The 12,602-nt window shown below is 70.6% G+C and carries 9 protein-coding genes and 1 pseudogene; 9 read left to right on the forward strand and 1 reads right to left on the reverse strand.

Annotated features, from left to right (window positions below; all coding sequences use genetic code 11):
• The first annotated feature begins 211 nt into the window (after window positions 1-211).
• The 9 genes and pseudogenes from ACH4K4_RS03200 (at window position 212) to pssA (ending at window position 11,192) form a co-directional block, all read left to right on the forward strand.
• A complete protein-coding gene (locus ACH4K4_RS03200) occupies window positions 212-2,083 on the forward strand; it encodes a 3-hydroxyacyl-CoA dehydrogenase family protein (RefSeq protein ID WP_398164388.1) in 1,872 nt (623 codons plus the stop codon).
• Window positions 2,084-2,222: 139 nt separating this feature from the next.
• Window positions 2,223-3,035, forward strand: coding sequence for a TetR family transcriptional regulator (locus ACH4K4_RS03205; RefSeq protein WP_398164390.1), 813 nt, complete (start codon window positions 2,223-2,225; stop codon window positions 3,033-3,035).
• A gap of 418 nt (window positions 3,036-3,453) precedes the next feature.
• Window positions 3,454-4,791: a crotonyl-CoA carboxylase/reductase gene (gene ccrA / locus ACH4K4_RS03210; protein ID WP_398164392.1), complete on the forward strand. Its 1,338-nt coding sequence runs from the start codon at window positions 3,454-3,456 to the stop codon at window positions 4,789-4,791.
• A 16-nt stretch (window positions 4,792-4,807) separates the two neighbouring features.
• Window positions 4,808-6,838: pseudogene (locus ACH4K4_RS03215) on the forward strand (protein meaA); the annotation flags it as partial.
• Window positions 6,835-7,797 (forward strand): CoA ester lyase, encoded by a 963-nt coding sequence (locus ACH4K4_RS03220; RefSeq protein ID WP_360123943.1) that lies wholly within the window; start codon window positions 6,835-6,837, stop codon window positions 7,795-7,797. The pseudogene ACH4K4_RS03215 and the gene ACH4K4_RS03220, both read left to right, overlap by 4 nt.
• Window positions 7,798-7,802: 5 nt before the next feature.
• Window positions 7,803-8,324: a MaoC family dehydratase gene (locus tag ACH4K4_RS03225; RefSeq protein WP_398164526.1), complete on the forward strand. Its 522-nt coding sequence runs from the start codon at window positions 7,803-7,805 to the stop codon at window positions 8,322-8,324.
• Window position 8,325: 1 nt separating this feature from the next.
• Complete coding sequence (locus tag ACH4K4_RS03230) at window positions 8,326-9,534, forward strand: acyl-CoA dehydrogenase family protein (protein WP_398164393.1); 1,209 nt, start codon at window positions 8,326-8,328, stop codon at window positions 9,532-9,534.
• Window positions 9,535-9,703: 169 nt separating this feature from the next.
• Complete coding sequence (locus ACH4K4_RS03235) at window positions 9,704-10,351, forward strand: phosphatidylserine decarboxylase (protein WP_385243451.1); 648 nt, start codon at window positions 9,704-9,706, stop codon at window positions 10,349-10,351.
• Complete coding sequence (pssA, locus tag ACH4K4_RS03240; RefSeq protein ID WP_398164394.1) at window positions 10,338-11,192, forward strand: CDP-diacylglycerol--serine O-phosphatidyltransferase; 855 nt, start codon at window positions 10,338-10,340, stop codon at window positions 11,190-11,192. The genes ACH4K4_RS03235 and pssA overlap by 14 nt, the downstream gene beginning before the upstream one ends.
• Window positions 11,193-11,317: 125 nt before the next feature.
• On the opposite strand, the gene ACH4K4_RS03245 is transcribed toward pssA, so the two are convergent.
• Window positions 11,318-12,493, reverse strand: a complete 1,176-nt coding sequence (locus tag ACH4K4_RS03245; RefSeq protein ID WP_398164396.1) for a glycerate kinase — start codon at window positions 12,491-12,493, stop codon at window positions 11,318-11,320.
• Between the last annotated feature and the right edge of the window lie 109 nt (window positions 12,494-12,602).

A 12,602-nucleotide genomic window follows, 5' to 3' on the forward strand; every position in this document is an offset into this window, starting at 1 on the left:
ACGCAGCCGCCACAGCGTGCAGTCGGTTCGGCGTCCAGCACGACGCTCACGGCGCGGCCCCGGGACAGGGCCCGCCGGCCCAACACCCGCCCCGCGCATGCCCCTCGCGCATGTGCCCGGCCCTCCTCAGTCGTCACTTCCCGCCTGCGCACCCGGGCCCCCGCTCCACGGGAACCCCGTCCGCACGGGATCCACTCTCTGGAGTCTCGCGATGGACCGTAAGTCCACCCCTGACCTCTCAACCGATGTCTCCACCGTCCCCAAGGTCTCCACTTCCTCCACCGGGTCTCCGCCCGCCAAGGCGCCCCAGGCCCTGGCCACCGTGGCCGTCGTCGGCCTCGGCACGATGGGCACCGGCATCGCCGAGGTGCTCGCCCGGGCCGGCCGCGAGGTGATCGGCATCGACATCGACGACGCCGCGGCGCGCCGGGCCGTCGCCGCGCTGGAGGCGTCCACCGCGCGGGCGGTGCGCCGGGAGCGCGTCACCGAGCGGGAACGCCAGGTCGTGCTGGCCCGGTTCCGTACCTTCCGCGACCTCCAGGCCGCCGCCGAGGCGGATCTCGTCATCGAGGTGGTGCCGGAGGAGTACGAGCTCAAGCGGCAGGTCCTCGCCGCGCTGGACGACATCGTGCGGCCCGACGCGATCCTCGCCACCGGCACCAACGCGCTGTCCGTGACCCGGCTGGCCGCCGACTCCCGGCACCCCGAACGCGTGCTGGGGCTGCACTTCTTCAACCCGGCGCCGGCCATGAAGCTGGTCGAGGTGGTCTCCTCGGTGCTCACCGCGCCGGCCGCCGTCGCGGCCGTCACCGGGCTCGCCCGCGAACTGGGCAAGGACCCGATCGCGGTCGGCGACCGGCCCGGGTTCGTCGCCGACGGGCTGCTGTTCGGCTACCTGAACCAGGCCGCCGCGATGTACGAGTCCAAGTACGCGACGCGCGAGGACATCGACGCCGCGATGAAGCTGGGCTGCGGCCTGCCCATGGGGCCGCTCGCGCTGCTCGACCTGATCGGCGTGGACACCGCCCGTACGGTCCTGGAGGCGATGTACGCCGCCTCCCGCGACCGGCTGCACGCGCCGGCGCCGGTCCTGGGCCAGCTCGCCGAGGCGGGGCTGACCGGCCGCAAGGCGGGCCGCGGCTTCTACACGTACGAGGCGCCGGGGAGCGCCGTGGTCGTGCCGGACGGCCAGACGCCCTCCGAGGCCCACGAGGCGGCCGCCGGGCGCACGGTGCGCAGCGTCGGGGTGGCCGGCTCCGGGACGATGGCGGGCGGGATCGCCGAGGTGTTCGCCAAGGCCGGTTTCCAGGTGGTGCTGGCGGCCCGCGGCCTGGAGAAGGCCGAGGCCGCCAAGGCCCGGATCGCCAAGTCCCTGGACCGCTCGGTCGCCAAGGGCCGGCTGACGGCCGGGGCGCGGGACACCGCGCTCGCCGCGATCACGCCCGCCGGTTCGCTGGACGCCTTCGCCGACGTGGACCTGGCGGTCGAGGCGGTCGCCGAGGACCTCCAGGTCAAGCAGCAGCTGTTCGCCGCCCTGGACAAGGTGTGCAAGCCGGGCGCCGTGCTGGCCACGACGACCTCCTCGCTGCCCGTGGTGGCCTGTGCGCGTGCCACCTCGCGTCCGCAGAACGTGATCGGCATGCACTTCTTCAACCCGGCGCCGGCCATGAAACTGGTCGAGGTCGTGCGTACGGTCCTGACGGCCGACGAGGTGCACGCGACCGTGCGCGCGGTGTGCGCCCGGGTCCGCAAGCACCCGGTGGACTGCGGCGACCGGGCCGGGTTCATCGTCAACGCGCTCCTGTTCCCGTACCTGAACAACGCGGTCAAGATGGTCCAGGAGCACTACGCGTCCCTGGACGACATCGACGCGGCGATGAAGCTGGGCGGCGGCTACCCGATGGGCCCGTTCGAACTGCTCGACGTGGTGGGGCTGGACGTGTCGCTGGCCATCGAGAAGGTGCTGCACGCCGAGTTCCGCGACCCGGGCCTGGCGCCGGCGCCGCTGCTGGAACATCTCGTCGCCGCGGGCTGCCTGGGCCGCAAGACCGGCCGCGGCTTCCGTGAGTACGCCCGGCGCTGACGCGTGGCGGAAGGACCGGCCGCCGGCCGGTGGCGGATGGGGCGGGCTGCTGGATCCCTCCGGCGGCCCGCGCCCGCGTCCGCGGGACCGTGCGTCGGCCGATGCCGCAGGCCGCGGGAATATGCAGTACCGTCCCCACATGTCCCAGCCCGCCCGTACGCAGCCGTCCGACGGATCCGAAGCCACCACCCCCGGCACCCGCCGGGCCGCCGCCCAACGACTGAAGATGCGCCGCGAACTGGCGGCCGCAGCGATGGAACTGTTCGCTGCCAAGGGCTACGAGGCGACGACGGTCGACGAGATCGCGGCCGCGGCCGGTGTCGCCCGCCGCACGTTCTTCCGCCACTTCCGCTCCAAGGAAGAGGCGATCTTCCCCGACCACGACGACACGCTCGTACGGGCCGAGTCCGTCCTGGACGCCGCGCCCTCGCACGAGCACCCGCTCGACACGGTCTGCCGCGGCATCAAGGAAGTCATGCGGATGTACGCGGCCTCCCCTGCCGTCTCCGTGGCGCGCTACCGGCTGACCCGCGAGGTGCCCACCCTCCGCGAAGCCGAGATCGCCTCGGTGGCCCGCTACGAACGTCTCTTCACGCGCTACCTCCTCGGCCACTTCGACGAGGGCGCCCACCACGAGGGCGACGACGACCCGCTGCTGGCGGAGGTCGCCGCCTCGGCGGTGGTCACCGCGCACAACCACGTCCTGCGGCGCTGGCTGCGGGCGGGCGCCGAGGGCGACGTGGAGGCGCAGCTCGACCACGCCTTCGCCATCGTCCGCGCGACCTTCGGCACGGGCATCGGCGCGGGCCGCGGCCCGGCCGGGACGAGCCGCCAGGAGCCCTCGGCGCGGGCGGCGAAGCAGGGCGAGGTCCTGGTGACGGTGGCCCGTACGGACGCGCCGCTCGACGAGGTCATGCGCACGATCGAGAAGGCGCTCAAGCAGCGGTCCTGAGATGACTGCGGGCCCCGGCACCAGGGGCGGCGTGCGTGCCGCCCGGTGCCGGGGTTGCGCATTTTCCTGTGCCCCCATAGGGCGACATTTCACCATTTCGCCAGATCACCGTGCCGCTCATGCGTAGCAGGCGGATGACATCTGAGAGAAATTGTTGGCACTCAGTGTCTTGTCGACTGGCACGCGGTGTCATACCTTGATGTTGTCCGGGCGGCCGGCGCACAGAGATCATCCGTGCGCCGGCTGTCCCAGCAAGCCACTCGTGCCTGCCCGCCCGGACGCCTGCGTCACAGGCACCCTCACCGCGCTCACCCGCGCTGCCGGAACACCCCTCAGCCGAACCGACGGCATCGCCTCTGCACCACCCCCGACGTTCCCTCAAGCCGTTTCCCTCGACTGGCTTCGCCGGAGGCACACCGTGAACCAGATACTTGACGCGATCATCGCGCCAGAGAGCACCCGCGAAGACTTCGCCGCTCTGCCCCTGCCCGACTCCTACCGCGCGGTGACCGTGCACAAGGACGAGGCCGACATGTTCGACGGCCTCGCCACCAAGGAGAAGGACCCCCGCAAGTCGCTGCACGTCGAGGAGGTGCCGGTGCCCGAACTGGGCCCCGGCGAGGCCCTGGTGGCCGTCATGGCCTCCTCGGTCAACTACAACAGCGTCTGGACCTCGATCTTCGAGCCGATGTCCACCTTCGGCTTCCTGGAGCGCTACGGCAAGCTGTCGCCGCTGACCAAGCGCCACGACCTGCCCTACCACGTCATCGGCTCCGACCTGGCCGGCGTCGTGCTGCGCACCGGCCCCGGCGTGAACTCCTGGAAGCCCGGCGACGAGGTCGTCGCGCACTGCCTGTCCGTCGAGCTGGAGTCCGCCGACGGGCACAACGACACGATGCTCGACCCCGAGCAGCGCATCTGGGGCTTCGAGACCAACTTCGGCGGCCTCGCCGAGATCGCGCTGGTCAAGTCCAACCAGCTGATGCCCAAGCCGGACCACCTCAGCTGGGAGGAGGCGGCCGCCCCCGGGCTGGTCAACTCCACCGCGTACCGCCAGCTCGTCTCGCGCAACGGCGCCGGCATGAAGCAGGGCGACAACGTGCTGATCTGGGGCGCCAGCGGCGGCCTCGGCTCCTACGCCACCCAGTTCGCGCTGGCCGGCGGCGCCAACCCGATCTGCGTGGTCTCCAGCGACCAGAAGGCGGAGATCTGCCGGAAGATGGGCGCCGAGGCGATCATCGACCGCAACGCCGAGGGCTACCGGTTCTGGAAGGACGAGCACCACCAGGACCAGCGCGAGTGGAAGCGCTTCGGCAAGCGCATCCGCGAGCTGACCGGCGGGGAGGACGTGGACATCGTCTTCGAGCACCCGGGCCGCGAGACGTTCGGCGCGAGCGTCTACGTCACGCGCAAGGGCGGCACGATCGTCACCTGCGCCTCCACCTCCGGCTACACCCACGAGTACGACAACCGCTACCTGTGGATGTCGCTCAAGCGCATCGTGGGCTCGCACTTCGCCAACTACCGCGAGGCGTGGGAGGCCAACCGCCTGATCGCCAAGGGCAAGATCCACCCGACGCTGTCCAAGACGTACACCCTGGAGGAGACCGGCCAGGCCGCGTACGACGTGCACCGCAACCTCCACCAGGGCAAGGTCGGCGTGCTGTGCCTGGCGCCCGAGGAGGGCATGGGCGTGCGCGACCAGGAGAAGCGCGCTCAGCACATCGACGCCATCAACCGGTTCCGGAACATCTGATCCGGACGGACGGACCCCGAAAGTACGGACCAACATGACCGAACGTCACAAGGATCGTCCGTGGCTGATGCGGACCTACGCCGGGCACTCCACCGCGGAGGCGTCCAACGCGCTCTACCGGCGCAACCTCGCCAAGGGCCAGACGGGCCTGTCGGTCGCCTTCGACCTGCCGACGCAGACCGGTTACGACCCGGACCACGTCCTCGCCCGCGGCGAGGTCGGCCGGGTCGGGGTCCCCGTCTCGCACCTCGGCGACATGCGCCGGCTGTTCCAGGACATCCCGCTGGAGCAGATGAACACCTCGATGACCATCAACGCCACCGCGATGTGGCTGCTGGCGCTGTACGAGGTGGTCGCCGAGGAGCAGGGCGCCGACATCGCGAAGCTGTCGGGTACGACGCAGAACGACATCGTCAAGGAGTACCTCTCGCGCGGGACGCACGTCTTCCCGCCGGGCCCGAGCCTGCGGCTGACCACCGACATGATCACGTACACGGTGGCGCACATCCCGAAGTGGAACCCGATCAACATCTGCAGCTACCACCTGCAGGAGGCGGGCGCCACGCCGGTGCAGGAGATCGCGTACGCGATGAGCACCGCGATCGCCGTGCTGGACGCCGTACGGGACTCGGGGCAGGTACCGCCGGAGAAGTTCGGCGACGTGGTCGCGCGGATCTCGTTCTTCGTCAACGCCGGGGTCCGGTTCGTCGAGGAGATGTGCAAGATGCGCGCCTTCGGTCGCATCTGGGAGCGGGTCACCCGTGAGCGGTACGGCGTGGAGAACCCCAAGCAGCGCCGCTTCCGCTACGGCGTCCAGGTCAACTCCCTGGGCCTGACCGAGGCGCAGCCGGAGAACAACGTCCAGCGGATCGTCCTGGAGATGCTGGCCGTCACCCTCTCCAAGGACGCGCGCGCCCGCGCCGTCCAACTCCCGGCCTGGAACGAGGCGTTGGGCCTGCCCAGGCCGTGGGACCAGCAGTGGTCGCTGCGCATCCAGCAGGTGCTGGCCCACGAGTCGGACCTGCTGGAGTACGACGACATCTTCGCCGGGTCGCACGTCATCGAGGCCAAGGTCGCCTCGCTGACCGAGGAGAGCCTGGCCGAGATGGCGCGGATCCAGGAGATGGGCGGGGCGATGGCCGCCGTCGAGTCCGGCTACCTGAAGTCGCAGCTGGTCTCCTCGCACGCCGAGCGGCGGGCCCGCATCGAGGCGGGCGAGGAGAAGATCGTCGGCGTCAACTGCTACGAGTCGACCGAGCCGAACCCGCTCACCGCCGACCTGGACACGGCCATCATGACCGTCGACCCGGACAACGAGGCGGGCGTGGTGCGGGCGCTGCACCGGTGGCGGGACAACCGCGACGAGGCGCGGGCGCAGGAGTCCCTGTCGGCGCTGAAGAAGGCCGCGGCGGGCGACACGAACCTGTTCGCCGCGACCCTCGAATGCGCCCGCGCGGGCGTGACCACCGGCGAGTGGGCCTGGGCCCTGCGGGACGTCTTCGGCGAGTTCCGGGCGCCGACCGGCGTCTCGGGCGCGCCGCTCGCCGTCACGGCGGAGGCGGGCACCCCGCTCGCCGCGGTCCGCGAGAAGGTCGAGCGGACCGCCGCCGACCTGGGCACCGGCCGGCTGCGACTACTGGTCGGCAAGCCGGGGCTGGACGGGCACAGCAACGGCGCCGAGCAGATCGCCGTACGGGCCAGGGACGCCGGCTTCGAGGTCGTCTACCAGGGCATCCGGCTGACGCCCGAGCAGATCGTCGCGGCGGCCGTCGCCGAGGACGTGCACTGCGTGGGCCTGTCGATCCTGTCCGGCTCGCACGCCGAGCTGGTGCCGGACGTACTGCGGCGCCTGCGCGAAAGCGGCGACAGCGACATTCCCGTCATCGTCGGCGGCATCATCCCCAACGCCGACGCGGCGGCCCTCCGGGAAGCCGGAGTGGCGGCCATCTTCACCCCGAAGGACTTCGGTATCACGGAGATCATCGGTCGTATCGTCGACGAGATCCGTACCGCGAACAAGCTCGACCCTCTGGAGGTCCCCGCATGAGTGGCGTCAACCGCCTTCGCCCCCGCCGTTCCTGCCTCGCCGTCCCCGGCAGCAACCCGCGCTTCCTGGAGAAGGCCCAGGGCCTCCCCGCCGACCAGGTCTTCCTGGACCTGGAGGACGCCTGCGCGCCGCTGGCCAAGGAAGGCGCCCGGCACACCATCGTGGACGCCCTGAACAACGGCGACTGGTCGGGCAAGACCCGCGTCGTGCGGGTCAACGACTGGACCACGCACTGGACGTACCGGGACGTCATCACCGTCGTCGAGGGCGCCGGGCAGAACCTGGACTGCATCATGCTGCCCAAGGTCCAGGACGCCCAGCAGATCGTCGCGCTGGACCTGCTGCTCACCCAGATCGAGACGACGATGGGCTTCGAGGCGGGCCGGATCGGCATCGAGGCGCAGATCGAGAACGCCAAGGGCCTGGTGAACGTGGACGCCATCGCCACCGCGTCGCCGCGCCTGGAGACCATCATCTTCGGCCCGGCCGACTTCATGGCCTCCATCAACATGAAGACGCTGGTCGTGGGCGAGCAGCCGCCCGGGTACGGCGCGGACGCGTACCACTACATCCTCATGCGCATCCTGATGGCGGCCCGCGCCAACGACCTCCAGGCGATCGACGGCCCCTACCTCCAGATCAAGAACGTGGACGGCTACCGGGAGGTCGCCGGGCGCGCCGCCGCGCTGGGCTTCGACGGCAAGTGGGTGCTGCACCCCGGCCAGGTCGAGGCGGCCAACGAGGTCTTCTCGCCCTCGCAGGAGGACTACGACCGCGCCGAGCTGATCCTCGACGCGTACGAGTGGCACACCTCCGAGGCGGGCGGCAAGAAGGGCTCCGCGATGCTCGGTGACGAAATGATCGACGAGGCCAGCCGCAAGATGGCGCTCGTCGTCAGCGGAAAGGGCCGCGCCGCCGGCATGACCCGTACCTCGAAGTTCGAAGCCCCGGAGGCGTGAGCGCGATGCAGTTCGGCCGTACCTATGAGGAATTCACCGTCGGGGACGTCTACAAGCACTGGCCGGGAAAGACCGTCACGGAATACGACGACCATCTCTTCTGCCTGCTCACGATGAATCACCACCCGCTGCACATGGACAGCAACTATGCGGAGCGGACCACCGACTTCGGCAAGAACGTCGTCGTCGGCAACTACGTCTACTCGCTGTTGCTGGGCATGTCGGTGCCGGATGTCTCGGGCAAGGCCATCGCGAATCTGGAAATCGAGTCGCTGAGGCACGTGGCGCCCACTTTTCACGGGGACACGCTCTACGGCGAGACGACGGTGCTCGACAAGACACCGTCAAAGTCCAAGAGTGACCGCGGCATCGTGTACGTGGAGACCAAGGGCTACAAGCAGGACGGCACCCTGGTGTGCGTCTTCCGGCGCAAGGTGATGGTGCCGACCGCCACGTACGTCAAGGAGCGCGGCGGGGAGCAGCCGGGCCGCCCCGAGCTGCGGGAACCGGCCCGGAAGGAGAAGTGACATGAGCGGACGCCTCGCACAGACCGAGGGCCTGACGGACATCCAGCGGGAAATCCTCTCGACGGTCCGCGACTTCGTCGACAAAGAGATTCTGCCGGTCGCGACCGAGCTGGAGCACCGCGACGAGTACCCGACGCAGATAGTCGAGGGCCTCAAGGAACTCGGCGTCTTCGGCCTGATGATTCCCGAGGAGTACGGCGGCCTCGGCGAGTCGCTGCTGACGTACGCGCTGACGGTGGAGGAGATCGCCCGCGGCTGGATGAGCGTGTCGGGCATCATCAACACCCACTTCATCGTGGCGTACATGCTCAAGCAGCACGGCACGCAGGAGCAGAAGGAGTATTTCCTGCCGAAGATGGCGGCCGGCGAGATCCGCGGCGCCTTCTCGATGTCGGAGCCGGCGCTCGGCTCGGACGTCTCGGCCATCACGTCGAAGGGCGTTCGGGACGGCGCAGGTTATGTACTGACCGGTCAGAAGATGTGGCTGACCAACGGCGGTTCGTCAACTCTCATCGCGGTGCTGTGCCGTACGGACGAGGGCCACCCGGAGGGCACCGCGCCGCACAAGTCGATGACCACCTTCCTCGTGGAGAAGGAGGCGGGCTTCGGCGAGGTCCGGCCGGGGCTGACCATCCCCGGCAAGATCGACAAAATGGGCTACAAGGGCGTCGACACCACCGAACTGATCATGGACGGGCTGCGCGTCCCCGCCGACCGGGTCCTCGGCGGCGAGACCGGACGTGGCTTCTATCACATGATGGACGGTGTCGAGGTCGGCCGGGTGAACGTGGCCGCGCGGGGCTGCGGCGTCGCGCAGCGCGCCTTCGAACTGGGCGTTTCGTACGCGCAGCAGCGGCACACCTTCGGCAAGCCGATCGCCCAGCACCAGGCGATCCAGTTCAAACTTGCCGAAATGGCGACAAAGGTGGAAGCGGCCCATGCGATGATGGTCAACGCCGCACGCAAAAAGGACTCGGGGCAGCGAAACGACCTTGAGGCCGGCATGGCCAAGTACCTGGCCTCCGAGTACTGCAAGGAGGTGGTGGAGGACGCGTTCCGCATCCACGGTGGCTACGGCTTCTCCAAGGAGTACGAGATCGAGCGCCTCTACCGGGAGGCACCGATGCTCCTCATCGGTGAAGGCACCGCCGAGATCCAGAAAATGATCATCGGCCGACGGCTACTGGAGGAGTACCGAATCCAGGGGTGAACGCCCGATTTGGGGTGTTTTATTCAGGACGAAGATCACACCCCGTCATCGTTGTTCGGCCACGGATTGGCTCTGGCTCTTGGCCAGTTGCCGCTCGCAACCGATACCATCCCGGGAAAGCCGCCGTCCCCCATTGCATATGCGGCATCCTCCGCTACGAAGGTCATCCATGCCCCACAGCCAATCCTCTGCACAACGCGGTCGTGTCCGCCTCGCGCGCGGAGCGTCGCCGTGGCTTCTGCCGACCGTCGCGACGGCAGCGGTCAGCCTGGCCCGTTCCCGTCGCTCGGGACGCTGGGCCGCCGCCGCCGTGCCCGCCACCGCACTGGCGGCGGGCATGCTGTGGTTCTTCCGCGACCCCGAGCGCGAGATCGCTCAGGGCCGCGTCATCTCCCCGGCCGACGGCGTGGTGCAGAGCATCATGCCGTGGAAGGACGGGCGCACCCGCGTCGCGATCTTCATGAGCCCGCTGAACGTCCACGTCAACCGCGCGCCGCTGGCCGGCACGGTGACGTCCGTGGAGCACATCCCCGGCGGGTTCGTCCCGGCGTTCAACAAGGAGAGCGAGAACAACGAGCGGGTGGTCTGGCACTTCGACACCGAACTCGGTGACATCGAGATGGTGCAGATCGCCGGCGCGGTGGCCCGCCGCATCGTCCCCTACGTGCCCCAGGGCTCGAAGGTGGAGCAGGGCGAGCGCATCGGCCTGATCCGTTTCGGGTCGCGTGTCGACGTCTACCTCCCGGCGGGTGTCGAGGCCGCGGTCGAGGTCGGCCAGGCCACCACCGCGGGGGTGACTCGTCTTGACCGTGATTGATCCCGACACACAGCCCGGCTGGGTAGCGGAGGTCGACGAGGAGGACGCGGCCGGCGACATGCCGCTGTCGACGCGGTTGTCGATAGCGGACACGCTCACTCTCGGCAACGCGATCTGCGGCTTCATGGCCGTGTACTTCACCACCACCGGCGTCCTGATCCCGCACCTGGCGGGCAACGAGGACGGCGGGATGGCGCGGCACAGCGCCGCCATGGCGGTGATCCTGATGCTGCTGGCCTCCATCTTCGACCTGTTCGACGGGCTCGTCGCACGCAAGCTGCGGGCCTCGGCGATGGGGGCCGAGCTCGACAACCTCTCCGACCTGATCAGCTTCGGGCTGGCGCCGGCGTACTTCGTCGTCACCTGGGGCATGGTCGCCCCGGACTCGCACCAGCGGGTCTCGGTGGTCGCGGCGGTGGTGGTGCTGCTGGCGGTGATCCTGCGCCTGGCCCGGTTCTCCTGCGTGACGCTGCGTGACGGCATCTTCCAGGGGATGCCGAGCCCGTTCGGCGCGCTGACCGTCGTCGCGATCGTCCTGCTGGAGCTGCCGTTCGTGCCGACGCTGCTCGCGATCATCGGGGTGGCCTGGCTGATGGTGAGCCGGGTCGAGTACCCCAAGCCGCGGGGGCGGCTCGCGGTGGCGATGCTCAGCTGGATCGTGCTGAGCATGGGCATGCTGGCGGCCTGGGCGCTGGACGCCCCCGGCGGCCAGACCCTGCTGCAGACCGGCTGCTCCCTCCAGATCGTCCTGGGCGCGATGATCCCCGTCTTCGCGACGGCCCGCCGGGTCAACGCCTTCCGCGACAACCGCCGTGAGGCGCGCAGCGCGCAGATCCAGTAGCGGATCCAGGTCCTCGGACCACGAAGGCCCCCGCCGAGCGCATCAGCGCGGCGGGGGCCTTTTGCCGTATCCGGGAGTGCGCGGGCCGGGGTCCGTGCGCCCCCGGGCCCGCGCTCCTCAGCGCCTCACAGCAGGAAGTCCCGGGCCAGGGCTTCCGCGGCGCGCTCCAGGAGGGGGCCCGCCTCGGCCATGCAGCGGTCCGGGTCCGGCTCCAGCTCGGTCAGGGCGTAGGCGCGGCGGATGCCGGCCCGCCCCAGGGCCTCCGGCGGCAGGGCCAGGCGGCCGCAGACCGCCGCGACGTCCAGACCCGCCGCCCTGGCCGCGGCCGCGACGCCGGCCGGCGCCTTGCCGTGCAGGGTCTGCTCGTCCAGCGAGCCCTCGCCGGTGACGACGAAGGTGGCACGGGCGAGGGCCGGGGCGAAGCCCAGCACCTCCAGCATGACGTCGATGCCCGGCCGGAAGACTGCGCCCAGGCCGACGAGGGCGCCGTAGCCGATGCCGCCCGCCGCGCCCGCGCCGGGCGCGAGGGCGTGCTCGGCGGCGCGCGGCCCCACGGCGCCCTCCAGGACCTTGGCGTAGTGGGCGAGCGCCGCGTCCAGGGCCGCCACGTCCTGCTCGCTCGCGCCCTTCTGCGGCCCGTAGACGGCGGGGGCGCCCTTGGGCCCGGTGAGCGGGTTGTCCACGTCGCTGGCGAGGACGACCTCCGTACGGGCGAGCCGCGGGTCCAGGCCCGAGAGGTCGGCGGTGGCCAGGTCGCGCAGCGGCCCGCCGCCCGGTTCCGGCGGCGCGCCCGCGGCGTCCAGGAAGCGGGCGCCGAGGGCGGTGAGCATGCCCGCACCGCCGTCGGTCGTGGCGCTGCCGCCGACGCCGAAGACGATCCGGGCGGCGCCCGCGTCCAAGGCCGCGCGCAGCAGTTCACCGGTGCCGTACGTGGTGGCCGTGAGCGGCGCGAAGCGGCCTTCCGGAAGGTGCTGGAGGCCGGACGCCTCGGCCATCTCCACCACGGCCGTGCCGTCCTCGTGGAGGGCGAAGGTGGCCGTCACCGGGTCGCCGACCGGGCCGGTGACCCGGGCCTCGTGCCGGGCGAAGCCCGCCGCCAGTGCGGCCGCGACCGTGCCGTCGCCGCCGTCCGCGACCGGGACGGACTCCACGGCCAGGCCGGGGACGGCCCGGCGCAGCCCGGCCGTGACGTGCCCGGCGACCTCGACGGCCGTCAGCGAGCCCTTGAATTTGTCCGCGGCGATCAGTACCCGGGGGGCCCGGTCCTGGTCCGCCGCCGGTGTCCTTGCTGCGTCCGCCACTGTTTCCCCTTGCTTTCGAACTGGCAGTCGCGCCGCTGCGACCTTATCCGGCGCGGGGCGCGGCGAACAGGGACCGGGGACGCCGCACGGCGCGCCCATCCGGCATAGC

The sequence above is a fragment of the Streptomyces sp. NPDC017529 genome (genome assembly GCF_044329785.1).
Lineage (GTDB): Bacteria > Actinomycetota > Actinomycetes > Streptomycetales > Streptomycetaceae > Streptomyces.